Source organism: Mycobacterium sp. NPDC051804, assembly GCF_044452905.1.
Taxonomy (GTDB): domain Bacteria; phylum Actinomycetota; class Actinomycetes; order Mycobacteriales; family Mycobacteriaceae; genus Mycobacterium.
This window is the reverse complement of record NZ_JBITCD010000003.1, coordinates 686,982-711,924: the sequence shown is the minus strand read 5'-3', so window position 1 is coordinate 711,924 and position 24,943 is coordinate 686,982. Positions and strand designations below refer to the sequence as shown.

Below are 24,943 nucleotides of genomic sequence, written 5' to 3'. Positions count from 1 at the left end.
GCAATGGCCGTCAAAAACCTCGACGACCTACTGGCAGAAGGGGTTTCGGGCCGGGGCGTCCTCGTGCGCTCCGACCTGAACGTCCCGCTCGACGGTGAGAAGATCACCGACCCGGGGCGCATCATCGCCTCCGTACCGACGCTCAAGGCGCTAGCCGATGCCGGCGCGAAGGTGATCGTCACCGCACACCTCGGCAGGCCGAAGGATGGTCCGACGCCTGAGTTCTCGCTCGCCCCGGTCGCCACGGCGCTGGGGGAGCAGCTCGGCAGGCACGTCCAGCTGGCCGGTGACGTAGTCGGCACGGACGCGCTGGCGCGCGCGGAGGGTCTCACCGACGGCGACGTCCTGCTGCTGGAGAACATCCGCTTCGATCCCCGTGAGACGAGCAAGGACGACAGCGAGCGCCTCGCGCTGGCCCGGCAGCTCGCCGAACTCGTCAGCGGCGCCGACGGTTCGCCCGGTGCGTTCGTCTCCGACGGGTTCGGGGTCGTGCACCGCAAGCAGGCGTCGGTCTACGACGTCGCCACCCTGCTGCCGCATTACGCGGGCACGCTGGTGGCGACCGAGATCAACGTGCTCGAGCAGCTGACCAGCTCGACCGAGCGGCCCTACGCCGTCGTGCTCGGCGGTTCGAAGGTGTCGGACAAACTCGCCGTCATCGAGAACCTCGCGACCAAGGCCGACAGCATCGTCATCGGCGGCGGCATGTGTTTCACATTCCTTGCCTCACAAGGTGTTTCGGTTGGAAAATCGCTGCTCGAGGAGAGCATGATCGACACCTGCCGCAAGCTGCTCGAGGATTACGGCGACGTGATCCATCTGCCGGTCGACATCGTGGTGGCCGACGAGTTCGCCGCCGATTCACCCGCCGAGGCGGTTGCCGCGGACAAGATCCCGGACGGCAAGATGGGTCTCGACATCGGCCCCGAGTCGGTCAAGCGATTCGCCAACCTGCTGTCCAACGCGAAGACCATCTTCTGGAACGGCCCGATGGGCGTGTTCGAGTTCCCCGCGTTCGCGGCGGGCACCAAGGGGGTCGCCGAAGCGATAATCGGGGCCACCGGCAAGGGCGGCTTCAGCGTCGTCGGTGGCGGAGATTCGGCAGCCGCGGTGCGCCTGCTGGGTCTGCCCGAGGACGGCTTCTCTCACATTTCGACCGGAGGCGGGGCGTCGCTGGAATACCTTGAGGGCAAGTCGCTCCCTGGCATCGAAGTTTTGAGCACCTAAGAAAGGCGCACCACGTGTCCCGTACGCCGTTGATCGCCGGCAACTGGAAGATGAACCTCAACCACTTCGAGGCCATTGCGTTGGTCCAGAAGATCGCGTTCTCGCTGCCGGACAAGTACTTCGACAAGGTCGATGTCGCGGTGATTCCGCCGTTCACCGATCTGCGCAGCGTGCAGACCCTGGTCGACGGTGACAAGCTGCGGCTCACCTACGGGGCGCAGGACCTGTCCCAGCACGAATCGGGGGCCTACACCGGCGAGATCAGCGGTGCCTTCCTCGCGAAGCTGGGCTGCAGGTACGTCGTCGTCGGGCACTCGGAGCGCCGCACCTACCACCATGAAGACGACGCCCTGGTCGCCGCGAAGGCGGCCGCGGCGTTCAAGCACGGGATCATCCCGATCATCTGCATCGGTGAGCAGCTGGACGTCCGCGAGGCCGGCAACCACGTCGAGTACAACGTGGAGTCGCTGCGCGGCTCCGTGGCGGGTCTCACAGCCGAGCAGATCGGCCAGGCCGTCATCGCCTATGAGCCGGTGTGGGCGATCGGCACCGGGCGGGTGGCCAGCGCCGCCGACGCACAGGAAGTCTGCAAGGCCATCCGCGACGAGCTGGGCAAGCTGGCGTCCCCGCAGCTCGCGGCTGGGGTGCGCATTCTGTACGGCGGCTCGGTGAACGCGAAGAACGTCGGCGAGATCGTCGCGCAGGAGGATGTCGACGGTGCACTGGTCGGCGGGGCGTCGCTCGATGGCGAGCAGTTCGCTACGCTTTCCGCCATCGCCGCTGGTGGGCCCTTGCCGTAGCGGCCCTTTTGGGCCTGTAGGCTGTCGCCCATGGTTCTCGCTCTGCAGATAACGCTGATCATCACCAGCTTGCTTGTGGTGCTGCTCGTGTTGCTGCACCGCGCCAAGGGCGGCGGTTTGTCCACCCTGTTCGGCGGCGGCGTCCAGTCCAGCCTGTCCGGCTCGACGGTCGTGGAGAAGAACCTGGACCGGCTGACGTACTTCGTCGTCGGCATCTGGGTGGTGTCGATCGTCGGCGTCGCTCTGCAGATCAAGTACAGCTGATCCGCCCGAGCCCATTGGCTCGTTCTGCACCCGACCGGGCTCGCGCCGATACTGAGGGCATGGCAGAGGTCGGCGGACTAGAACCCATCGGGGCGGTGCAGCGCACCAAAGTGGGCCGTGAGGCCACCGAGCCGATGCGCGAAGACATCCGATTGCTCGGCGCGATCCTCGGTGAGACCGTCCGCGAGCAGAACGGTGAGGATGTCTTCGACCTAGTCGAACGCGCTCGAGTCGAATCATTCCGGGTGCGGCGTTCAGAGATCGACCGTGCCGAGCTGAGCTCGATGTTCGATGGCATCGACATCCATCAGGCCATCCCCGTCATCCGCGCCTTCACCCACTTCGCGCTGCTGGCGAACGTCGCCGAGGACATCCACCGCGAGCGCAGGCGCGTCATCCACGTCGCTGCCGGGGAACCGCCTCAGGACAGCAGCCTGGCAGCCACCTACGCCAAACTCGACCTGGCGCGACTCGATTCGGGTGCGGTGGCCGATGCGCTGACCGGGGCGCTGGTTTCGCCGGTGATCACCGCACATCCCACCGAAACCCGCCGGCGCACGATATTTGACACCCAGCACCGCATCACGCAACTGATGCGATTGCGGATGAACGGGCATGAGTGCACCGACGACGGGCTTGAGATCGAACGTGAGCTTCGCCGCAACATTCTCACGCTGTGGCAGACCGCGCTGATCCGACTGTCCCGCTTGAAGATTCAGGACGAAATCGAAACTGGACTGCGGTATTACCCCTCGGCGTTCTTCGAGGTCGTTCCGCAGGTCAACGCCGAAGTACGTAACGCGTTGCGGTCGCGGTGGCCGGAATCCGATCTGCTGAGTGAACCGTTTCTGCGGCCAGGATCGTGGATCGGCGGCGATCGCGACGGCAACCCGAACGTCACCGCCGAGGTCGTCCGGCTGGCGACCAGCAGCGCCGCCTATACGGCGCTGGAGCACTATTTCACCCAGATCACCGCGCTCGAAGAGGAACTGTCGATGTCGGCGCGGCTGGTCAAGATCAGCGAGGCGCTCGAGGCGCTGGCCGGCCAGTGCGATGAGCCAGCCCGGATGGACGAACCGTACCGCCGAGCGCTGCGGGTCATCCAGGCGCGCCTCACGACGACGGCTTTCGAGATCCTCGACCGTCAGCCCGAACACGAACTCGACCTCGGGCTAGACCGCTACGAGACCCCGGCCGAACTGCTGGCGGACCTCGACATCGTCGACGAGTCTCTGCGTACGAACGGGAGCTCCGTACTGGCCGACGATCGGTTGTCCCGGCTGCGGGAAGCCTTGCACGTCTTCGGTTTTCACCTGTCAGGGCTCGACATGCGGCAGAACTCTGATGTGCACGAGGAAGTAATCGCCGAGTTGCTGGCATGGGCGGGGGTACACCCCGACTACCGTTCGCTGGACGAATCCGACCGCATCGAGGTGCTCGCGGCCGAAGTGGCCACGCGCCGGCCGCTCATCGGGGAGAGTGCCGAACTCTCCGAACTGGCGCGCAAAGAACTCGACATCGTCGCCGCGGCCGCACGCGCCGTGAAAGTATTCGGTCCGCAGGCTGTGCCTAACTACATCATCTCGATGTGCGAATCGGTGTCCGACATGCTCGAAGCAGCTGTCCTGCTCAAAGAGGTTGGTCTGCTCGACGTTTCGGGACCGCATGCCTACGCGCCCGTCGGGATCGTCCCATTGTTCGAGACCATTGACGACCTTCAGCGCGGCTCGTCGATTCTCGAACAGGCACTTGACCTTCCGGTGTACCGCGCCATCGTGTCGGGGCGCAGTGATAGCCAGGAAGTGATGCTCGGCTACTCCGACTCGAACAAGGACGGCGGATACCTCGCTGCGAACTGGGCGCTGTATCGCGCCGAGCTCGAGCTGGTCGAGTCCGCACGTAAGACGGGAATTCGGTTGCGGCTCTTCCACGGCCGCGGCGGCACGGTGGGCCGCGGTGGCGGACCCAGCTACGACGCGATCCGGGCGCAGCCGCCGGGCGCGGTGAACGGTTCGCTTCGCATCACCGAACAGGGTGAGGTGATCGCCGCGAAGTACGCCGAGCCGCAGATTGCGCATCGAAACCTCGAAACCCTGTTGGCGGCGACGCTGGAGGCCACCCTCCTCGACATCGAGGGCCTCGGCGATGCCGCCGGTCCGGCCTACGACGTGCTCGACGAACTCGCCTCCCGCGCGCAACGGGCATACTCCGAGTTGGTCCATGACACACCGGGATTCGTCGAGTACTTCAAGGAGTCGACACCCGTGAGCGAGATCGGCGCGCTGAACATCGGGAGCCGGCCGACCTCACGCAAACCCACCACCGCCATCTCGGATCTGCGCGCGATCCCGTGGGTGCTGGCCTGGAGTCAGTCGCGGGTGATGCTGCCCGGCTGGTACGGCACCGGAACGGCGTTCGAGAAATGGATCAACGAGGGCGACGGGCGTCTCGAGGTACTGCGGGATCTGTACCGCCGCTGGCCGTTCTTCCGGACCGTACTGTCGAATATGGCTCAGGTGCTGGCGAAGTCGGACATGGGGCTGGCGGCGCGATACTCGGAGTTGGTGTCCGACGAGCAGTTGCGGGCGCGGGTGTTCGACAAGATAGCCGCCGAGCACACCCGCACGATCCGGATGCACAAGCTCATCACTGGCCAGGACGACCTGCTGGCCGACAACCCGGCGCTGGCGCGGTCCGTCTTCAACCGCTTCCCGTACCTGGAGCCGCTGAACCACCTTCAGGTGGAACTGTTGCGCCGCTACCGTTCTGGTGACGACGACGAACTCGTCCAGCGGGGCATCCTGCTCACGATGAGTGGGCTCGCGACCGCGCTGCGTAACAGCGGCTGAGACCTCGGCTAGGAGCTGGCGCTGTCGCGAGCCTTCTCGAGGGCGGCGATCAGTGCGTCGACCTCGGAGCGCCGCTCGGCAGGGACCGTCAGCGAGTAGAACGTGCCCACGTTGACGATCAACTGCAGCAGTTCTTCCTTCTCGCCGCCGAAGATCTTCTTGCGGCGCGTGATCTCCTTGATGTCGGTCCCCGCGTACTTGTCGGCCGGGTTGCGGCCCCGCGAGGTGTTTGTGCGCAGCTTCTCGACCCAGTTGCCGTCCACCACGATGCTCTCGCCGTTGAGGCCGTCAATACGGAACATTCGGCGATCCTATCGTTGACACCCCGCCGGGGAGATGTCACAGTCAGTGGGTTCTTAACTGAAAACCATGTTTTCATTTAAGCGGACTGGAGAGACGTGTGAGTGACGCGAACCCGATGGCCTGGCTGCCGTTCTCGATCGCCGAGGCGGCGCTGTCCGGGCAGGGTGGCGGCGCCGGAGAGCTGCCACAGGCCTGGGCACACCTGCTGGATCGGTTGAAAGCCGCAGCCGAGCTGGTCGCGTCCAGCGACGTCAACCGGAACCACGTCGACTACGCGTCGGGGATGAGGCACCTGATGGTGCTGTTGGGCGTCGGCGTCGACGAAGCGCTGCGGGTGGACCCGGATCCGGTGCTGGCCGTCAACCGCACCAGCACCGACGACATCCTCACCTGGGGCATGGAATGTCCCGACTGTCTCTATCTGCGGGCGACATTGCGGGGTGGCGAGACGTACCGGCTCTTCGGCAATCGGGGAACCGCGCAATATGTCGGCCTGCAGACCATGAACGGAATCGCGTCCACGGCCAACACTCTGGTCGACGAACTCGAGGTGGGCGCTGACGGCGACTTCGAAGTGGTGCTGTCCGCCGACGAGCACGAGGGCAATTGGATGCGACTGGACGGTGATCATCCGACCCTGATCGTGCGGCACTTCTTCTACAACTGGGACCACGAGGAGCCGTCGGTGCTGCAGATCGAGCGGATCGGCGCCGAGGTGGCGCCGAAGGACCGCTCCGTCGCTGCGGATGTCGCCGTCTCGCGCCAAATCTCCGCGCTGGGTGAGTTCGTGCACGACAATCTCAAGTTCTTCCTCGACTTCAACGCAGGCCCGCCGGTCAACGGGTTCATGCCCCCGATCGACCGCTCCGCCATGGGCGCCGCGGCGGAGAACCGCCCAGTCATCGGACGCTATGAACTCGAACCAGACGAGGCCTTGATCCTCGAGGTCGAGCCGCCTCTGGGCGTGTACTGGAGCTACTCGCTCGGCAATCAGTGGTGGGAGACCATCCACTACGGCCGCCACCAGTCCAGCCTGAACGCCCATCAGGCTGTCGTCGACTCCGACGGGATCCTCCGCGTCGTCGTCAGCGCGCGCGATCCCGGCGTGGCGAATTGGCTTGATACGGCTGGACACAGTAACGGCGCGATGATCCTGCGCTGTGTGCGCACCGAGACGGCACCCACACCGACGGCGCGGGTGGTCAAGTTCGACGACGTCTTGTCGGCGTTGCCTGCGGACACGGCGAAGGTCAGCGTCGCTGAGCGGGCGGCGATTCTCGCGGCGCGCCGGCGCGCCGTCCACGAGAGGTTCTCCGCATGACGTTCACGGTGGATGACCTCCAAGACGGCGCGCGAACAGCCACCGGCCTCGACGATTTCGGCTCGTCCTACTACCGCGAGGGACTGGAGCGGACCGTTGATGCGCTGAACAACGAGGCCGATCTCAACGAGATGGGCGGGGTCATCCAGCACGCGACGATCAGCAATGCCCTCATACAGCGGCTGCGGATCATCGACACCTACAAGCAGCACCCCGAGATCGACGACGAGGTCATCGGCGGCCCGGTGTTCGTGATCGGGTTGCCGCGCACCGGCACGACGGCGCTGAGTCAACTGGTCGCCAGCGATCCGCAGTTCCGGTCTTTGCGGATGTGGGAGTCGCAGGCGTGCACGCCACCGCCGGAGGCGGCGACCCAGCACGACGATCCGCGGATCGCGCAGGCGGCCGAGGGAATCGCCATGATGGACAGCATGTTTCCGCGTATGCGGACCATGTTCAACTCCGAGCCGCAGGCCCCGACCGAGTGCCAGGACCTGATGGGGATGAGCTTTCGCACGTTCCATTTCGACGGGGTGGTGCGGGTGCCCGGGTACCTGGCGTGGTTGATGCAGTGCGATATGCGCGAGACGTACACCTTTCACCGCCAGGTGCTCAAGCTGCTTCAGTGGCACTGCCCGCCGACCCTGTGGCATCTGAAGACACCCGTGCACATGTTCTCCCTCGACGCGCTGGTCGAGGCTTATCCCAACGCGAAGTTCCTATGGAGTCACAGAGATCCGGCGAAGGTCATGGCGTCGGTGTGCAGCCTGATTCAGTACGTGCGCAGTTGGAGCAGCGATCGTGATGATGCACACGAGCTGGGCGCCGAGCAGCTGGAGTGCTGGGCCGAAGGGGTTCGACGCGCGATGGACTTCCGAAAGCGCTTTGGAGACAACCGGTTCGTCGACGTGTCCTTCGCCGACTTGAACACCGACGCGATCGGCACCCTCGAGGCCGGCTACGACCGCTTGGGTCTGACGTTCACCGACGAGGCCCGCGCACAAGTGCAGCAGTGGGCAGACGGGCACCAACCCGGTTCGCGTGGCGAGCATGCCTACGATCTCGCCGACTACGGGCTGACCCGTGAGCAAGTGCACGCGGCGTTCGCCGATTACCTCGCGACATACGACGCGACCGCCTGATGGAGACGGTAGCGAGGCGGCGGCGCAAGAAGCTGGACCCCGATCCTGGAGTGCGAGATGCGCTCGTGAACGCCGCGACCAGGGTCATGCGCGATGAGGGGATCGCGGCGGTCAACGTGGCACGGGTGCTCGACCATGCTGGGCTGAGCACCCGCGCGTTCTACCGGCATTTCGAGTCGAAAGACGCATTGGTGTCGGCGGTGTTCCTGGAGATGGCGCAGATCGAGGTACGCAGGCTGAAGCGGAAGATGGCGGCGGCGTCAGATCCGGTCGATGCGGTGGTGGCGTGGATAGATGGCCGGTTGGATCTCGCGTTCAACGAACGCATCCGGTCCGATCTGCGGAAGATGTCGTTGGAGGCACAGTCGCAGATGTTCGCCGCGCCTGAGCTGGTCAGCGCCGCCTACGGCGAGATCTTGAAGCCGCTCGTCGAACAGCTCGAGAAGGGGAGGGCCGCAGGGCTTTTCCCCGGCATCGATCCCGAGGCCGACGCATTGTCGATTCATGGTGCGATCTGGGCGAGCACCGAACGCCATTGGACGACCGGTGATTGCGATCAGCGTGAGGTTCGTGAGCAGATTTTCCGTTTCTGCCTGCGCGGAATCGGTGTGACGTAGGCGTGAGGAAGGTGTTCCGATGGATCTGGGTTTGACGGGATCGACGGCGGTCGTGACGGGCGGCAGCAAAGGGATGGGACTGGCGATCGCGACGACGTTCGCCGAAGAGGGCGCCAGGGTCGCGGTGATGGCGAGGGGAGCAGAAGCGCTCGACGAGGCGGTGGCCATTCTTCGGGACGCGGGCGCACCGGATGCCGTTGGAATCAGCGTCGACATGTCGGACGCCTCATCGATCGCCGCGGGCTTCGAGACCGTCGCACAGCGGTGGGGCGAGCTCAACAGCCTGGTTCACACGATCGGACCGGGCGACGGCTACTTCGAGGACATGGACGACGCGCAGTGGGACGAGACGTTCGCACTGGGCACGATGTCTGGGGTGCGGTCGATCCGGGCGGCGCTGCCGATGCTGCGCGCCGCGGAGTGGGGCAGGATCGTGACACTGTCGGCCCATTCGATTCAGCGGCAGAACCCGCGGATCGTCGCCTATACGGCGTCGAAGGCCGCCCTGAGCAGCGTCACCAAGAATCTGTCGAAAAGCCTTGCCAAGGAAGGAATCCTGGTCAACTGTGTGTGTCCGGGCACCATCGTCACGGCCAGCTTCACCGAGGTGCTGAAGGACATCCTGGCCGCGGATGGCCTCGACGCCAACGATCCCACCGATGTGATGACGTGGATCGACAACAACTTTCACCAGCCGTGCGATCTCGGACGCGCGGGCCTGCCCGAGGAGATCGCGTCGATCACGGTGTATCTGGCGTCCAAGCGCAACGGGTACGTCACCGGGGCAACCGTCAACGTCGACGGTGGTTCCGATTTCGTCTGATCAGCGGCTGACGTAATCCACCGGGCAGGGGTCGGCGGACCGCGCGACGCCGCCGATCTGGGCCGGCACCGGGCGCGGGTAGTTCGGCCACGTTGGTGTCATCTCGTAGGTGTTCAGCAGGCGAGTCATCGCGGCCGTCATCGCGGCGAGCGAGAACGGCTGTGCCGGGCACGAATGCTTACCGTGCCCGAATGCGGTGACCAGCATGGGCGACGGCAGCGACGCCGCATCGGCGAGGCGGTACCGGTGCCAGCGGTCGGGTTTCCAGTCCTGCAGGTCCGGTGCGGCCGAGGTGTTGAGCAGCGGCAGCAGTGTGGCGATGGTCCAGCCGGCGGGGACGCGGTAGGTCTGGTCGCCGGTGTCGAGGTCAACGGGCGCCAGCACGGCTCGCGACATGATCGACCGTTGCGCCAGTCGGGTGCTCTCCAGTGCGCAGCGTTGCGCGAACTCTTGGTCGCCGTTGGCGACGCGCTGGGCCTGCATGGGGTGTTCGAGCAGGTCGACGAGCGCCCAGCCCAGGGCGGCCATCAGGTTCGACATGGAGGCGATGTGGATGAGGGCCACGTCGAGCGCGATTCCCCGTAGCCGCAAGTCATCGGATTCCGACGCCCAGGCCGCCGTGATCCGCCCGAACAGATCGTCCTCGCTGGAATCCGATGTGCTAGCGACAGTTTCGATGACGGCGACGATGTCTTCGAGCGCCGCCCGCTCGGCGCGCTTGTCGGACGCCGCGACGGCTGCCATCGCATCGGGATGCACGAACGCGTCCGACCCGTCCAACGTCTCGAACGCGCGGACCAACCGCTCGAACGAATCTCCTTCTGCGGAAGCTGGTCCCGCCCAGGACGCCAGACCCATTCGGTGTCCCAGGCGACGGGTGAGTCCGAACAGCTCCACAGTCCCTTCCGATCCGAGCTCGGCCACGGTCTGGGTCAGGGCGTGGTCGAGGTTCGACAGATACGAGGCGACATCGTCCCGCCGGAACAACGAGGTCGGCAGAAGGCGCCTGCCGTCGAAGATTTCGTCAGGCAGCTTGCGCCGCAGCATCACGTAGTCGGCGACACCCTTGCTGGCCTTCTCCTCGGGTAGGGCGTAGAAGGATTCGACACCGACGGGGGAGAACGTGAAGAGGTAGTTGTCATCGCCGCTGCTCACGGCGAACGTGTCGCCGTGCCGGGCACGGGCGGCGGCGATCGCGGCGACGGCGTCGTCGACCGACACATCCCACGGAAGGCCGACTCCCTCGGCGACCTGGGGCTCGGGAACCGGGCGCTTCGCCGACACTAGAGGCCGGTGGTCTTGCGCACCTTGTTGACCGCGCCGCGGACGGCCTGCTCGGTAGCAGCCAGCGGGCCGATGACGGACTCGCCGATACCCACGATGCGCTCGACGCGGTCGACGATGCCTTCGAGACGGTCCACCACCGCGATGAGGCGCGGAGCGAGTTCGTTGATACGGCTGATGGTGTCGTTGAAGCGTTCCAACGTGTCGTCGAGCTTGCCTGTCGAATTGTTGAGGTCGACCAGCGTCTCACTCAGGCCCTCGAGGATGGTGTCGACCTGTTCCACGGTGACGTCAGCGTTCAGCGCGGCCTGCGCCAGTTTCTGGATCCGCTCCCGGCCAGTCCTCGGGGCTGGTTTGGCGCCACCCTTGTCAACCATGACGGTCATTTGACCACACCCGCGGGAACCGCCGAGGCGGACTGGTCGTCTGATCAAGATGTGACGACGCGTCGGGGGGATACGCCGTTCTGTCAATACCTAGGTGATCGGTGGCGCAGAACCGTCACAACGGATTCGGCGAGGCAGACCGCTGACTATGACGCGGGGTTTCGTGACGGCGAGAGTGATCGGACTATCGGCGAACCTGTTTGATGGGTGCGGCGACGGCATGCCGCCGTGTCTTGAGCAATTGACGGCAACGCCTGGCTGCAGAGCACTTCCGCCACGGAGGCGCTCCGGGGTGGGACGATCTGCCGGTGGAACAGAAAGACCCCGAGAAACGCAGGACGTTCCTGACGTTCATCGGCGTTGTGTTGAGCGGCGGTCAGGGCGGCGAATATCTGCCAGATTGGCTCGGCTATGTACTTGCAGCGGTTGTGGGCGTGGGCTTGGTCGTTTTCGGCGCCGTCGGTGGCGGCGGCTCGACGCCCGTGATCGCGGGCAGCTGCCTATTGTTCGCGGGGATGCTTGTCGCGGTTCTCAGCAGATGAAGCTGATCGCCTGATGGGGTTGCTGATCGGCCTAACCAACCGTGTCCACGACGCCGGAGCGTGTCTCCGTGAGTGATGGCACCGATTTTGCCGAAGAACACGAATTCCCGCGCAGCGCCTTCCGTGGTGCAACCATTTGCCGGTGGACCAGGTCGACCCGGAGAAGCGCATCGCTGAGTTGGAACGCCAGCTGAACGACGCAAAATTAGCCGCTGGTCAGGATCAGGCTGGTGAGCCGCCACCCCAGTTCTCTGACACACAACCAATTTCTTTGCCGGGCTTCAATGCAGACGGGCGCGCGGGCCAGTACGCACCGCCGCGGCCGCCGACACGGGAACATCTGACGCCCGATATGCATCGTGCCCGCCGAAACGCACGATTTCGCGCACAGGGCAGGGCCATGTACGCGCAGTCGAGGCGTACGCACGCCGGGCATAAGAGGCGGTTTCTCATCATCGTGCTGCTCAACGGCGTATTCGGCCTCCTGTTCTTGGCCGTTATGGTCCTGACCATTGGATTCCCATCGAGCACGCGGTGGATGAGCGGAATCGTGTGCAGCAGTCCCTTTCATTTGGAGTACGACACCTCGCGCTACAGCTACAGGCCGGGCCAGTCCACATCGACCGTGAACTACGAATGTGTCAGCTCTGAAGGCTCGTATGATCTCAACGATTCGGTCGTCTGGGCGCTGCAATCCTTGTTCGTCGCGCTCGTGCTCGGCGCCGTCGGGGCGTTCGGTTTCGTGTTATGGCGCTGGTTACGGAATCGCACGAGGTTGCGTCATGGAGCGTCCCGAATGTCGTGAGTCGCTAATGGTTTCAACGCAGGCATTTCGAACCGAGGACCGGTCGGCCCGGTAGCCTGCGCCCGACACGAAATAAGCAGCTCAACCCCAACTGTGGATAGAAACGCGATGGGGAAGAACTCAGCCGTCGTAATGTGACCCCATCCTCAATCTCAGCCGGATTGGAGAGCACCGTGAGCGGTGACGTAGCCCGGAAGAAGTTCACTGAGCTCAAAGAGCGCGCCGGCCAACGCTTGGTGAGCGGGCCGCATCGGGTATTCATCCCCGATGCCGAGCTCGACGCGTTGTGGGCCATGCTCGAGCCTGTTTCCATCGCCTTCATGATCGGTGAATGGGAGGGTGGCGAGTTCGACACCGGTCACCGGGAAAACGGAACGTTGGCCCTTATCAATTGGTTCGGCAAGACCTTCATTTCGGCGACCGACGTGAAACCGCTGATCTGCCTCGACGCCGACGGTAACAAGTACTCGAACACCGAGAACGGCGAAGGCAGCCTATGGATGGAGGAGTTCCGTGGCGAGGTCACCGCGACGATGGTGTTCGACGGACAGCCTGTTCATGATCATTTCAAGAAGATCGACGACCGGGCCGTGATGGGCATCATGGACGGCAAGAACGCCCTCGACAACGGCCGCTACGCGTACTTCTACCTCGAACGGGTCTGACTACAGCTTCGAAGCCGCACTCTCGTCGAGCAGCCACACCGTCGCATCGCGACCGACGGCTCCGGCCGACGGCACGTCGACGGGGCTCGCACCGCCGATCGCTGCCGCGACCGCATCCGCCTTCGCCTCCCCTGACACCACTAGCCACACCTCACGAGATCGCTGAACGGCGGGCAGCGTCAACGTGATTCGCCGCGGCGGTGGCTTGGGTGAGTCGGTCACGCCGACCACCAACCGGCTCGTTTCCTTCACTGCGGGCGTATCTGGGAACAGCGAGTTGATGTGGCCTTCGCCGCCCATGCCCAGCAGGTGGACATCGAAATCGGGTTCACGCTGACCGTCGTCGGCATTCTCGGCCAGCACTCGCTCATATGCGGCCGCGGCGGCGTCCAGGTCGTCACCAAATGCGCCGCCACTGGGCGCCATCGCGTGCACGTTGGCATCCGGGATGTCGACGTGATTGATCAGCGCCTCGCGCGCCTGCTTTTCGTTGCGCTCGTCATCGTCGGCGGGCACGAAGCGGTCGTCGCCCCAGAACAGGTGGACCTTCGACCAGTCGATCCCATCGGCCTGTTCGCGCACCCGCTTCAACAAGCCGGTGCCGGTGCCGCCCCCGGTGAGCACGATCAGCGCGCGACCCCGTTGGCTGATCGCGTCGGTGATCGCCGCGACCAGCCGGTCGCCGGCAGCCGCCACCAAAGCATCTGTGTCCGGGTACTTTTCGACGACAGTGCTCATGCGTACTGCACCTTCTCGATTCCCTTCAGTGCCTCGTGGTAGATCTCGTCCGCGTCGAGCCTGCGCAGGTCTTCAGCGAGGCACTCCTTGGCCTCCCTGCGGGCCAACGGGATCAGCGAGTCCGGTTTCGCGGTTCGGCTGATCGTCGCCGTCACACCGGTCTGCGGTCGCCGCAGTGTGATCGTCTCGCTGCTGCGAATGAGTTCGACCTTGAGTTCGCCGACCTCTCGCTTCACCGGGCCGTCGATCCTGGCGGCCAGCCAACCCGCGAGCACGTCGAGAGACGGTTCGTCGCGAAGTCCGGACACCACCGCCGAGGTGACTGGCTCGAACGGCGGCTGATCAAGTGCCGCCGTCAGCAGAGCGCGCCAGTAGGTGATGCGAGCCCACGCCAGATCCGTGTCGCCCGAGCTGTACCCGGCCAGCCGGCTCTTGATCGCCGCCATCGGATCGGCGCAATCCGTCGCATTAGTGATCCGGCGAATCGCCAACTGTCCCAGGCGGTCCCGTGAAGGATCGTCGGGCCCGCCAGCCGGCCACCACGCCACCACCGGGGTGTCGGGCAGCAGGAACGGTAGCACCACGCTGTTGGCGTGGTCGGCCATCTCGCCGTGCAGGTGGAGGGCGACCACTTCGCCCGCTCCCGCGTCGGCGCCGACCCGCAACTGTGCGTCGAGCCGCGGTTCGGCATCCCGATCGCCGGCGACCACGACGATCACCCGGCACGGGTGCTCACGGCTGGCGAAGTTGGCCGCCTCGATCGAATCCTCGAGCAGATCATCAGTGTGCAGCGAGATGACGAGTGTGAGAACCCGGCTCAGCGTGATTGCACCGCCCTCTTCGCGAAGCCCGGTGATCTTCTTGTTGATGGTGTTGGTGTTCGTGTCGGGCAGATCGACGATCATTACGGCCGCCTCCATTCCCGGCCCATACGGCGCAGCATCTCGGCTGCCGACTCGGGCCCCCAGGTACCGGACTCGTAGGCCTCCGGCTTACCGTGCGCCGCCCAGTACTCCAGGACGGGATCGAGAATTTCCCAGGAGAATTCGACCTCGCGGTTGACCGGGAACAGCGACGGTTCGCCGAGCAGCACGTCGAGGATCAGTCGCTCGTAGGCCTCAGGGGAGTCCTCGGCGAACGCCGAGCCATAAGAGAAGTCCATGTTCACGTCGCGGACCTCCATGGCGCTGCCGGGCACCTTTGAGCCGAACCGCGTGGTGATGCCTTCGTCGGGCTGCACCCGGATCACCAATGCGTTCTGACCGAGTTCCTCGGTCATCGTCTTGTCGAAGGGCAGATGCGGGGCCCGCTTGAAGATCAGCGCGATCTCGGTGACCCTGCGGCCCAACCGCTTTCCGGTGCGCAGGAAGAACGGCACACCCGCCCAACGGCGGGTGTCGATCTCCAATGCAATCGCCGCGTAGGTCTCGGTTTTCGAGTCCTTGGAGAAGCCCTCTTCCTCCAGCAGCCCGACGACCTTCTCGCTGCCCTGCCAACCCGCAGCGTACTGGCCACGTGCGGTGGTCTGGTCCAGCGGCTGCATGACCTTGGTCGCCGACAGCACCTTGATCTTCTCGGCCTGCAGTTCATCGGGGCCGAAGTTGACCGGTTCCTCCATGGCGGTGAGCGCCATCAGCTGCAACAGGTGATTCTGGATCACGTCGCGTGCGGCGCCGACTCCGTCGTAATAGCCGCCGCGGCCACCGAGACCGATGTCCTCGGCCATGGTGATCTGCACGCTGTCGACGTAGTTGTTGTTCCAGATCGGTTCATACAGCTCATTGGCGAAGCGCAGCGCCAGGATGTTCTGAACCGTCTCCTTCCCGAGGTAGTGATCGATGCGGAACACCGAATCCTCGGGAAAGATGCTGTTGACCACTGCATTGAGCTCCTGAGCGCTCTGCAGGTCGTGGCCGAACGGCTTCTCGATGACCACCCTGCTCCAGGAGCCCTCCGGCTTGTTCGCCAGTCCGGACTTCTTCAGCTGCTCGCACACCACCGGGAACGCGTTGGGCGGAATCGACAGGTAGAAAGCATGATTGCCGCCGGTCCCGCGCTCGGCATCCAGCTTGTCGAGCGCTTCGGCCAACCGTTCGTAGCCTTTGTCGTCGTCAAAGGTGCCCTGTACGAAGCGGATTCCCTCTGCCAGACGGTCCCAGACCTCCTGGCGGAACGGCGTGCGGGCGTGGTCCTTGACCGAGTCGAAGACCAGCTTCGCGAAATCCTCATCCGCCCAGTCGCGCCGTGCGAACCCGACCAATGCGAAGTTGGCGGGCAGCAAGCCGCGGTTGGCCAGGTCATAGATCGCCGGCATCACCTTCTTGCGGGCCAGGTCGCCCGTGACGCCGAAGATGACCACGGCGCACGGGCCCGCAATGTGGGGCATCCGCTTGTCGCGCTTGTCGCGCAGCGGATTACGCCACTTCGTCATTTCTTGTTGTCGAGCTGCTCTTGGGTGGCGTCGATCAGTTCCTGCCAGGATTTCTCGAACTTGTCGACGCCTTCGTCCTCGAGGAGCCTGAAGACGTCCGGCAGATCGATGCCGATCGCATCCAACTTGTCGAAAACGGCCTGCGCCTCGGCGGCCTTGCCTGTGACGGTGTCGCCGGTGATGACGCCGTGATCGGCAACGGCATCCATCGTTTTCTCCGGCATCGTGTTCACCGTGTTTGGTGCAACCAGCTCGGTCACGTACAGCGTGTCGGAGTAGTCCGGGTTCTTGACCCCGGTCGACGCCCACAGCGGACGCTGGACCCGTGCTCCGTCGGCTTTCAGCGCCTCGAACCGCGAGCCGCCGACAAACACCTCTTCGTACGCCGCGTACGCCAGGTGGGCGTTGGCGACGCCGGCTTTGCCGCGCAGCTCCAACGCCTCGTCGGACCCGATCTTCTCGAGACGCTTGTCGATCTCGGTGTCCACCCGGGACACGAAGAACGATGCGACCGAATGGATCTTGGAGATGTCGTGGCCCGCGTCCTTGGCCTTCTCGAGGCCTTCGAGGTAGGCATCCATCACCAAACGGTGCCGCTCCACCGAGAAGATCAGCGTGACGTTGACCGAGATGCCTTCGGCGAGAACGGATGCGATGGCTGGGATGCCGGCCTCGGTGGCGGGAATCTTGATGAGCAGGTTGGGGCGGTCGACGATCTTCCACAGCTCGATCGCCTGCAGGATCGTCTTGTCGGTGTCGTGCGCGAGCCGCGGGTCGACCTCGATCGACACCCGGCCGTCGACTCCGTCGGACAGCTCGTACTGCTTGGCGAGTACGTCACAGGCATTGCGGACGTCGTCGGTGGTGACCGTGCGGATGGTCGCGTCAACGTCGGCGCCGCGCTCGGCGAGCTCCTTGACCTGGTCGTCGTAGGCGTTGCCCTTCGACAGCGCCGCCTGGAAGATCGACGGGTTGGTGGTCACGCCGACGACCGACTTGGTGTCTATGAGCTCCTGCAGGTTGCCGGTCTGCAACCGGTCGCGCGAAAGGTCGTCTAGCCAGACCGATACTCCGGCGGCGGACAGGGCGGCCAGATTCGGATTCTGCGTCATGATTGTTGCCCTTCTCTTGAGTTCTAGTTGTCGATGGATCGCTCGGCGGCGGCCGCGACGGCTTCGGGGGTGAAACCGAACTCGCGGAACAGCGTCTTGTCGTCGGCCGATTCGCCGTAGTGCTCGATCGAGACGATCTCGCCGGTGTCACCGACCAGCTTGTACCAGCTCTGCGCTACGGCCGCCTCGACCGCCACCCGCGCCGAAACCGTCGGCGGGAGCACCGAATCGCGGTACTCCTTGGGCTGCGATTCGAACCATTCGACGCAGGGCATCGACACGACGTATGCCGTGATGTCCTTCTCGGCCAAGAGTTTCTTGGCCTCGACCGCGAGCTGCAGCTCTGAACCCGTACCGATGATGATGACGTCGGCATCGTCGGCGGGGTTGCCGCCGCCGAGCACGTAGCCACCCTTTTCGACACCCTCGGCGCTGGTGCCCTGCAGCACTGGGATGCCCTGACGCGTGAGGATGAAACCGACGGGACCGCTGCCGTTACCGCGCGCGATGATGCTGCGCCACGCGTAGGCGGTCTCGTTGGGGTCACCGGGCCGCACCACCGAGAGGTTCGGGATCGCCCGCAGCGCCGCGAGGTGCTCGATGGGCTGGTGCGTCGGTCCGTCCTCACCGAGGCCGATGGAGTCGTGGGTCCAGATGTAGATGGTGTCGATATCCATCAGCGACGCCAGCCGGACCGCGGGGCGCATGTAATCGGAGAACTGCAGGAACGTTCCGCCGAAGGCGCGGGTCGGACCGTGCAGCACGATGCCGGACAGGATCGACCCCATCGCGTGCTCGCGAATGCCGAAGTGCAGCACCCGGCCGTACCAGTCCGCGGTGAAGTCCTCGGTCGAGATCGACGGGGGACCGAACGACTTGACGCCCTTAATCGTGGTGTTGTTGCTGCCCGCGAGATCGGCTGAGCCGCCCCATAATTCGGGCAGCTTCGGCGCCACGTCGTTGAGCACCTGACCGAACGCCGCGCGGGTCGCGACTGCCTTGGAGCCGGGCTCCCAGTACGTCAGGTCGGAGTCCCAGCCCTCGGGCAGCTCCTCGGCGGTCAGCCGGTCGAGCAGCTTCTTGCGCTCGGGTTCGCGCTCGGCCCACGCGTCGAAGGCCGGCTGCCACTTCTCGTGGGCTTCCCGACCGCGGTCGACCAGCTTGCGGGTGTGCTCGATGACCTCGGGGCGCACCTCGAACGTCTTGTCGGGGTCGAAGCCCAGCACCTTCTTGGTGGCGGCCACCTCGTCGTCGCCGAGCGCCGAACCGTGCACCCCGCCGGTGTTCATCTTGGTGGGCGCGGGGTAGCCGATGATCGTGCGCACCGAGATGAACGACGGCTTGTCGGTGACCTTCTTGGCCTCTTCGATCGCCTGCTCGATACCGACAACGTTCTCGCCGCCCTCGACCTCCTGGACATGCCAGCCGTAGGCGCGGTAGCGGGCCGGAACATCCTCGGAGAGAGCGATATTCGTGTCGTGCTCGATCGAGATCTGGTTGTGGTCGTAGAACACGATCAGGTTGCCGAGCTGCTGGGTGCCCGCCAGTGAGGAAGCCTCGCTGGTCACACCTTCCTCGATGTCTCCGTCGGAGGCGATGACATAGATGTAGTGATCGAACGGGCTCTCACCCCACGCCGGGTCGGGATCGAACAGCCCGCGCTCGTAACGCGACGCCATCGCCATACCGACCGCCGAAGCAAGGCCCTGACCCAGCGGGCCGGTCGTGATCTCCACACCCTTGGTGTGGCGGAACTCCGGGTGGCCGGGCGTCTTGGACTTCCACGTCCGCAGCGACTCGATGTCGGACAGCTCCAGGCCGAAGCCGCCGAGGTAGAGCTGGATGTACAGCGTCAGGCTGGAGTGACCGCAGGACAGTACGAAGCGGTCCCGGCCGAGCCAGTGCACATCGCTGGGATCGTGGCGCATCTGCCGCTGGAACAGGGTGTAGGCCAGCGGCGCCAGGCTCATCGCCGTTCCGGGGTGCCCGTTGCCCACCTTCTGCACCGCATCGGCGGCCAGCACCCGAACGGTGTCGACCGCCACCGAGTCCACGTCGGCCCAATCGTCGGGATGCTGGGGACGGGTAAGGGTGGAAATCTCTTCGAGCGTGGTCACAGGCGCCCTCTCCTGGTCGACGGGTGAGCTTGGCAAAGCTGCCTCGTCAACCACCCTAGTGCGGGATCGTCATCCGTTGCAGGCTGCTTGGGGGACGATTAGGCGGCCGTTCAGCAGCGGTCTACCATCCTCTGTAGTAGACGCCGCGCGCGCTGCAGCCATTTCAAGGAGTTACTGCGTGGATATTCGCGAGAGCCAGCTCCCCGTCGGGACGCACGGCCGGGTGCGCACCACGCTGTTGGGCTACCTCGCGCTGACGAAGCCGCGCGTCATCGAGCTGCTTCTGGTGACCACGATTCCGGCGATGCTGCTGGCGAACCGCGGCACCGTCGATCCGCTGCTGATCCTGAACACGCTGGTCGGTGGCTTGCTGGCAGCGGCGGGGGCCAACACCTTGAACTGTGTGGCCGACGCCGACATCGACAAGAAGATGAAGCGCACCGAGCGCAGGCCGCTGGCCCGCGACATCGTTCCGCGCAGCCATGCACTGGTCTTCGGGCTCGTGCTGTCGACCGGTTCGTTCTTCTGGCTGTGGTGGACGACGAACATGCTGTCGGCCCACCTCGCCGGGGCGACGATCGCGTTCTACGTGCTCGTCTACACGCTGCTGCTCAAACGCCGCACGACGCAGAACGTGGTGTGGGGCGGTGCGGCCGGCTGCATGCCGGTGATGATCGGCTGGTCGGCGGTCACCGGAACCATTCAATGGCCCGCACTGGTCATGTTCCTGATCATCTTCTTCTGGACGCCGCCGCACACGTGGGCATTGGCGATGCGCTACAAGGAGGACTACGCGGCCGCCGGCGTGCCGATGCTGCCCGTGGTGGCCACCGAACAGCAGGTGACCAAGCAGATCCTGATCTACACGTGGCTGACGGTGGCGGCCACGCTCGCGCTGGCGCTGACCACCGGCTGGCTTTATGCCGCCGTCGCGATCCTGGCCGGAGCGTGGTTCCTGGTGATGGCCCACCAGCTCTACGGCGGCGTGCGCCGCGGCGAGCCGGTCAAGCCGCTGCGGTTGTTCCTGCAGTCGAACAACTACCTCGCAGTGGTGTTCCTCGCGCTGGCGGTCGATTCGGCTCTTGCGCTGCCGACGCTGTTTACAGTCTGACGGTGCCCACACACGTATCCCCGGACAACTTCATCCGGGCGGAGAGCGACCTCTACTTCGGCAACATTGTCAGGGGCGACGGTTTCGGCACGTTCCATCACTTTCGCGATCTCGGCCCCATCAACAACCAGTTGGTGGTTCGCCAGAACCGGGACACCCTGTACTCGGCCGGGGTGTTCGACCTCGACGCCTCGGATCTGACCGTCACGCTGCCGGACTCCGGCGGCCGGTTCATGTCGTTGCAGGTGATTACCGAGGACCACTACGTGCCCGAGGTGAGCTACGCGGCCGGCGCCCATACCTACACACGCGAACAGATCGGCACGCGCTACGTGATGCTGGCGGTACGCACGCTCGTCGATCCCAACGATCCCGCCGATATGAGCCAGGTGCACGCGTTGCAGGACGCGATCACCGCCGTCCAGAGTGATCAAGGCAGCTTCGAGGTCCCCGACTGGGACCCGGTGAGCCAGAAGCAGGTTCGCGACGCGCTCGTTGACCTGTTCGCGACACTGCCGGACAGCAAGGGCATGTTCGGCACCGCAGAGGACACGGACGCGGTGCGACGATTGATCGGATCGGCTGCCGCTTGGGGTGGCAACCCCCAGAAGGAAGCGTTGTACCTTCCGGTCACTCCGCCGCAGAACGACGGCACCACCGTGCTCCGGCTCACGGTGTCAGATGTGCCCGTCGACGGATTCTGGTCCATCACCGTCTACACCGCGGACGGCTACTTCACCGCCAACGAACAGAACGCCTATTCGCTGAACAACATCACCGCGGCCAAGAACAACGACGGCTCGGTGCAGATCCAGTTCGGCGGCTGCGACGGATCCGCACCCAATTGTCTGCCCATCACGCCCGGCTGGAACTACCTAGTGCGGCTGTACCGTCCGCGGCAGGAGATCCTCGACGGGTCGTGGACGTTCCCGGCCGCCGAGCCGGCCTAGGGCACCAGCACCACTGAGCCGACGGTCTTGCGGCCCTGTAGGTCGCGGTGCGCCTGCTGGGCGTCTTCCAAACGATACCGCTCGCTGACTGTCACGTTGATGGTTCCGTCGGCGATGGCTTCGAGCAATTCCCCTGCACGCCAAGCGAACTCATCAGGTGTGCGGGTGTAGTGCACGAGCGTCGGTCTGGTCAAGAACAGTGAGCCGGCGGCATTGAGGCGCTGCGGATCGAGCGGCGGCACGGGTCCGCTGGATGCCCCGAACAGTGCCAGCGTGCCGCGGACGGCGAGGCTGGCGATGCTGGCGTCGAAGGTATTGGCGCCGACGCCGTCGTACACCACGGCAACTCCGCCATCGGTGAGGTCCTTGATCTTGGCGCCGAACTCCGCTGGATCGTCGGGGTAGTCGAGGACCTCGACGGCGCCCGCCTGCCGTGACAACTCTGCCTTCTCCGGCGTGGACACTGTGGTGATCACGCGGGCAGCCATGCTGGTGGCCCACTGCGTGAGGATCAGCCCCACACCTCCCGCGCCGGCGTGCACCAGGATGGCGTCACCCTGCTGCACGGGGTACGTCGACTTGATCAGGTAGTGCGCGGTCATCCCCTTGAGCAGGGCTGCTGCGGCCGTATCGGCGCTGACGCCGTCGGGCACGTAGGCACAGAAATCCGCTGTCGCCAAGGCATATTCGGCGTACGCGCCGTTGGCCTGGGCGGTGACCACTCGGTCGCCGACCGCCAGGGCCGCGACCTCGTCGCCGACAGCCTCGACTGTGCCGCACACCTCGTTGCCGAGGACGAACGGCAACTCCCTCGGATACAGCCCCGATCGAAAGTACGTGTCGAGGAAGTTCACGCCGATCGCTTCGGCTTTGATCAGTACCTCGTTGGGCCCGGGGGCCGGCTGCGGCTTCTCGCGGTAGGTCAGCACTTCTGGTCCGCCGGTCTCGGCGACTTCGATGGCGTACATCCTTCTATCCTGCCTTGGTATGAAACTCGCGCGCCCGGACGTCTTCCATCCACGGATCGTGCTGGCCGGCTGCCAGGCGTTACCCGAGGGCGACGGCGATGATGCCGAACTGGTCGCGGCGCTGAGCAAACACGGTCTGCATGCCCGCTGGTTGCCCTGGGATGACCCGGACACGCTGAGGGCGGACCTGGTGATTCTGCGCGCGACGTGGGACTACATTGAGCGGCTCGACGAGTTCCTGGACTGGACGACCAGGGTCCGCAATCTCGTCAACGCTCCCGCGGTGGTGGCGTGGAACACCGACAAGAAGTATCTGGCCGACCTCGCCGAGGCCGGCGTGCCTGTCGTCCCCGGCCGGTTCATCGAGCCGGGACAGCGGGTGCACATCCCCAGCGGCGAGGTCGTGGTCAAGCCTTCGGTTGGCGCGGGATCTGTTGGTGCACAACGGTTCGGTGACCGCGATGCGGCCCGGCGGCATGTCGCGGCGCTGCACGTTGAGGGGCGGACCGCATTGGTGCAGCCCTACGATCGGCGGGTCGAGGACGGTGAGACGGCGATGGTCTTTCTGGGCGGTCGTCAGTCGCACGCGTTCACGAAGGGGCCAATCCTGCCGTCACCGGGGAGCCGACCCGCCTTCGACGACTCGGGTACCTACGCCGAGGAGTCGCTGACCCCGGCTGAGCCGGACTTCGAGCTGTGGGATATCGGGCATGCGGCGCTGGCCGCCGCGGGCGCCTATCTGCGCATCGACGTGGCCGAACTGCTGTATGCGCGGGTCGATGTGATCGGTGGCCCAACCGATCCGCAAGTGCTTGAACTCGAACTCGTCGAACCGTCCCTGGGCTGGCGCCAGCTAGACGCCGCCACTCGGAGCCGTAGGCAACGCGACTTCGTCTCCGGGGTCGAGGGTGCCCTCGAGCGGCTCGGACTCGGCCCGCTCTCGCATCGACGCCCATAGTGCGGCGGTCGCTGCGGTACACGTGGCCGCAAGGGCGACGTGAACGGCCACCAGCGCCGCGGGCACGTCGCTGAAGTACTGCACGGTGCCGACCAGTCCCTGCGTGAACACCAGGCCGACGAGCACGCCAAGCCGCAGCATGACCGGCCGCGGGGCGCGTACCGCGAGCAGTCCGAAGCCCAGCGCAATGAGCAGCGACAAGAACGCCACGAGCAGCGACGAGTGCATGTGCACCAGCGTCGTGATCTCGACCTGTAGCCGTGGCACCGGTTGAGTGATGCTCTTGTCGCCGGCGTGCGGACCCGCGCCGGTGACCAGGGTTCCTGTCACCAGCGCGGCCGCCAGCGCGACCGCACTCAGGATCGTCAACTGACGCAACGGTTTCGGAATCCTGGGTCGTACGACGCCGCTGTCGGGCTCGCCGATCTTCACGTACAGCAGCACCGAAACCCACACCATGGTCATCGACGCCAGCAGGTGGATGGCAACCGTCCACCACAGCAGGCCGGTGAGCACCGTGATGCCGCCGATCACGGCCTGAACGACGGTCGAGGCCGGCATCAGCCACGCGTAGATCAGCACCTCGCGGCGCCGACGGGCGCGCGTGACGGCCAGCACCGCGAGCGCAGCGGTGAGCACCACGAGGAACGTGATCATCCGGTTGCCGAACTCGACGGCCTGATGGATGCCCGCGACCTCGGGGTGGGGGATCGGGGTGAAACTGCCGGGGAAGCACTGTGGCCAGGTCGGGCAGCCGAGACCCGAGGCGGTGACGCGGACAATGGCGCCAGTCACCGCGATACCGCCCTGGGTCAGGATCACTGCAGCGGCGATGGCGCGCTGGACCCGCAGGCTCGGCAACGGCAGAAGGTCGACCAGTCGCAGGAAGATTCGTCCGACGGGCACGGCCTCGATGGTAGAGCAGGTTTAACTACGCGCTGTAGTAGGGCCGGTTTGTTCGCGCGGCGCGACGAACGGCACCAGGACCTCATCGACCAGCTGCACGACCAGATCATCGGTGATCGGGTCGCCGGTGATCAGCAACCGGTGCCAAAGCACGCTCTGGCCGAGCTCCCGCGCGATCTCGACAGGGACGTCGGCCCGCACATCGCCACGTTCGATACCGCGGGCCAGCAATGCGGCCATCTCCTGTTTGCGCCAGCCGATGACGTCTTCCTGAAACGCCGCCGTGAGCTCCGGATCGTGGGCCGCGGCCGCGACGGCGGCCCGAAGCACGGAAGACTCGGGTCCGGTGAAGAGCGCCGCCCACCCGCGCAGGATCGCGAGCATGTCGCTGCGGTAGCTGCCGGTGTCCTCATGTGGGATCGCCGTGGTTGCGATCCTCAGCAGGGTGTCGCGCAACAGCGCGCCGCGATCGGGCCATCGCCGGTACAGCACCGGCTTGCTGGTCTGCGCGGCAGTGGCAACGGCCTCCATGGTCACCCCTGCGGGCCCGTGTTCGGCCAGCAGCGCCAGGACCGCGGCCCGGATCGCCGTGTCCAGTTCGTCGCCGCGACGTCGCCGCATGGA

Annotated in this window: 25 protein-coding genes; 14 read left to right on the top strand and 11 right to left on the bottom strand. The window is 65.3% G+C overall.

Annotated features, from left to right (window positions below; genetic code table 11):
* Positions 1-3 precede the first annotated feature (3 nt).
* From ACIA48_RS14560 to ppc, 4 genes are read left to right on the top strand one after another with little or no spacing between them, the layout of a single operon-like run.
* The gene (locus tag ACIA48_RS14560) at positions 4-1,227 is read left to right on the top strand and encodes a phosphoglycerate kinase (RefSeq protein ID WP_396732274.1); all 1,224 of its coding nucleotides are present in this window, start codon (positions 4-6) and stop codon (positions 1,225-1,227) included.
* 14 nt (positions 1,228-1,241) lie between these two features.
* Complete coding sequence (gene tpiA / locus ACIA48_RS14555; RefSeq protein WP_396732271.1) at positions 1,242-2,027, top strand: triose-phosphate isomerase; 786 nt, start codon at positions 1,242-1,244, stop codon at positions 2,025-2,027.
* 30 nt (positions 2,028-2,057) lie between these two features.
* Positions 2,058-2,291, top strand: a complete 234-nt coding sequence (gene secG / locus ACIA48_RS14550; protein ID WP_014213547.1) for a preprotein translocase subunit SecG — start codon at positions 2,058-2,060, stop codon at positions 2,289-2,291.
* A 59-nt stretch (positions 2,292-2,350) separates the two neighbouring features.
* Positions 2,351-5,140, top strand: a complete 2,790-nt coding sequence (gene ppc / locus ACIA48_RS14545; RefSeq protein ID WP_396732267.1) for a phosphoenolpyruvate carboxylase — start codon at positions 2,351-2,353, stop codon at positions 5,138-5,140.
* Positions 5,141-5,148: 8 nt separating this feature from the next.
* Here ppc and ACIA48_RS14540 read toward each other — a convergent pair whose 3' ends face one another.
* Complete coding sequence (locus ACIA48_RS14540) at positions 5,149-5,442, bottom strand: hypothetical protein (RefSeq protein WP_396732264.1); 294 nt, start codon at positions 5,440-5,442, stop codon at positions 5,149-5,151.
* 98 nt (positions 5,443-5,540) lie between these two features.
* Here ACIA48_RS14540 and ACIA48_RS14535 point away from each other — a divergent pair, with 98 nt between their 5' ends.
* From ACIA48_RS14535 to ACIA48_RS14520, 4 genes are read left to right on the top strand one after another with little or no spacing between them, the layout of a single operon-like run.
* Positions 5,541-6,764, top strand: a complete 1,224-nt coding sequence (locus tag ACIA48_RS14535; protein ID WP_396732261.1) for a DUF1214 domain-containing protein — start codon at positions 5,541-5,543, stop codon at positions 6,762-6,764.
* A complete protein-coding gene (locus tag ACIA48_RS14530) occupies positions 6,761-7,906 on the top strand; it encodes a sulfotransferase family protein (protein WP_396732258.1) in 1,146 nt (381 codons plus the stop codon). Before ACIA48_RS14535 ends, ACIA48_RS14530 begins: the two co-directional genes overlap by 4 nt.
* Entirely contained in the window at positions 7,906-8,523 is a 618-nt protein-coding gene (locus ACIA48_RS14525) for a TetR/AcrR family transcriptional regulator (RefSeq protein WP_396732256.1), read from the top strand. Before ACIA48_RS14530 ends, ACIA48_RS14525 begins: the two co-directional genes overlap by 1 nt.
* A 19-nt stretch (positions 8,524-8,542) precedes the next feature.
* Positions 8,543-9,346 carry an SDR family NAD(P)-dependent oxidoreductase gene (locus tag ACIA48_RS14520; RefSeq protein WP_396732253.1) on the top strand — a complete coding sequence of 268 codons (804 nt, stop codon included), beginning with the start codon at positions 8,543-8,545 and terminating at the stop codon, positions 9,344-9,346.
* Here ACIA48_RS14520 and ACIA48_RS14515 read toward each other — a convergent pair whose 3' ends face one another.
* Positions 9,347-10,630, bottom strand: a complete 1,284-nt coding sequence (locus tag ACIA48_RS14515; RefSeq protein WP_396732251.1) for a cytochrome — start codon at positions 10,628-10,630, stop codon at positions 9,347-9,349.
* Positions 10,630-11,007 (bottom strand): ATPase, encoded by a 378-nt coding sequence (locus ACIA48_RS14510; RefSeq protein ID WP_396732871.1) that lies wholly within the window; start codon positions 11,005-11,007, stop codon positions 10,630-10,632. The genes ACIA48_RS14515 and ACIA48_RS14510 overlap by 1 nt, the downstream gene beginning before the upstream one ends.
* 317 nt (positions 11,008-11,324) lie before the next feature.
* Between ACIA48_RS14510 and ACIA48_RS14505 the strand changes: the two genes are divergently transcribed.
* From ACIA48_RS14505 to ACIA48_RS14495, 3 genes are all read left to right on the top strand, one after another.
* Positions 11,325-11,558 (top strand): hypothetical protein, encoded by a 234-nt coding sequence (locus ACIA48_RS14505; RefSeq protein ID WP_396732248.1) that lies wholly within the window; start codon positions 11,325-11,327, stop codon positions 11,556-11,558.
* 142 nt (positions 11,559-11,700) lie between these two features.
* The gene (locus tag ACIA48_RS14500; protein ID WP_396732246.1) at positions 11,701-12,363 is read left to right on the top strand and encodes a hypothetical protein; all 663 of its coding nucleotides are present in this window, start codon (positions 11,701-11,703) and stop codon (positions 12,361-12,363) included.
* Positions 12,364-12,536: 173 nt separating this feature from the next.
* The gene (locus ACIA48_RS14495) at positions 12,537-13,028 is read left to right on the top strand and encodes a DUF4334 domain-containing protein (protein WP_396732243.1); all 492 of its coding nucleotides are present in this window, start codon (positions 12,537-12,539) and stop codon (positions 13,026-13,028) included.
* Here the strand turns inward: ACIA48_RS14495 and pgl are convergent, their stop codons facing one another.
* From pgl to tkt, 5 genes are read right to left on the bottom strand one after another with little or no spacing between them, the layout of a single operon-like run.
* The gene (gene pgl / locus ACIA48_RS14490; protein WP_396732240.1) at positions 13,029-13,766 is read right to left on the bottom strand and encodes a 6-phosphogluconolactonase; all 738 of its coding nucleotides are present in this window, start codon (positions 13,764-13,766) and stop codon (positions 13,029-13,031) included.
* Positions 13,763-14,671, bottom strand: coding sequence for a glucose-6-phosphate dehydrogenase assembly protein OpcA (gene opcA, locus ACIA48_RS14485; RefSeq protein WP_396732238.1), 909 nt, complete (start codon positions 14,669-14,671; stop codon positions 13,763-13,765). Before opcA ends, pgl begins: the two co-directional genes overlap by 4 nt.
* On the bottom strand, positions 14,671-16,197 hold the full coding sequence (zwf, locus tag ACIA48_RS14480) for a glucose-6-phosphate dehydrogenase (protein ID WP_396732235.1): 1,527 nt from the start codon (positions 16,195-16,197) through the stop codon (positions 14,671-14,673). Before zwf ends, opcA begins: the two co-directional genes overlap by 1 nt.
* Positions 16,194-17,312: a transaldolase gene (gene tal, locus ACIA48_RS14475; protein ID WP_396732869.1), complete on the bottom strand. Its 1,119-nt coding sequence runs from the start codon at positions 17,310-17,312 to the stop codon at positions 16,194-16,196. The genes zwf and tal overlap by 4 nt, the downstream gene beginning before the upstream one ends.
* A 20-nt stretch (positions 17,313-17,332) precedes the next feature.
* Positions 17,333-19,426, bottom strand: coding sequence for a transketolase (gene tkt / locus ACIA48_RS14470; protein ID WP_396732232.1), 2,094 nt, complete (start codon positions 19,424-19,426; stop codon positions 17,333-17,335).
* A 178-nt stretch (positions 19,427-19,604) separates the two neighbouring features.
* On the opposite strand from tkt, the gene ACIA48_RS14465 reads away from it, so the two are divergent.
* Entirely contained in the window at positions 19,605-20,537 is a 933-nt protein-coding gene (locus ACIA48_RS14465) for a heme o synthase (RefSeq protein WP_396732229.1), read from the top strand.
* A 2-nt stretch (positions 20,538-20,539) separates the two neighbouring features.
* A complete protein-coding gene (locus ACIA48_RS14460; RefSeq protein ID WP_396732226.1) occupies positions 20,540-21,487 on the top strand; it encodes a DUF1254 domain-containing protein in 948 nt (315 codons plus the stop codon).
* On the opposite strand, the gene ACIA48_RS14455 is transcribed toward ACIA48_RS14460, so the two are convergent.
* Entirely contained in the window at positions 21,484-22,455 is a 972-nt protein-coding gene (locus ACIA48_RS14455) for a quinone oxidoreductase family protein (protein ID WP_396732224.1), read from the bottom strand. The genes ACIA48_RS14460 and ACIA48_RS14455 overlap by 4 nt on opposite strands.
* A 19-nt stretch (positions 22,456-22,474) precedes the next feature.
* Between ACIA48_RS14455 and ACIA48_RS14450 the strand changes: the two genes are divergently transcribed.
* Entirely contained in the window at positions 22,475-23,413 is a 939-nt protein-coding gene (locus tag ACIA48_RS14450; protein ID WP_396732221.1) for a RimK family alpha-L-glutamate ligase, read from the top strand.
* On the opposite strand, the gene ACIA48_RS14445 is transcribed toward ACIA48_RS14450, so the two are convergent.
* Positions 23,309-24,292, bottom strand: a complete 984-nt coding sequence (locus ACIA48_RS14445) for a heme A synthase (RefSeq protein WP_396732866.1) — start codon at positions 24,290-24,292, stop codon at positions 23,309-23,311. The two genes, ACIA48_RS14450 and ACIA48_RS14445, sit on opposite strands and share 105 nt — an antisense overlap.
* 48 nt (positions 24,293-24,340) lie before the next feature.
* Positions 24,341-24,940: a TetR/AcrR family transcriptional regulator gene (locus ACIA48_RS14440; protein WP_396732218.1), complete on the bottom strand. Its 600-nt coding sequence runs from the start codon at positions 24,938-24,940 to the stop codon at positions 24,341-24,343.
* Positions 24,941-24,943 lie beyond the last annotated feature (3 nt).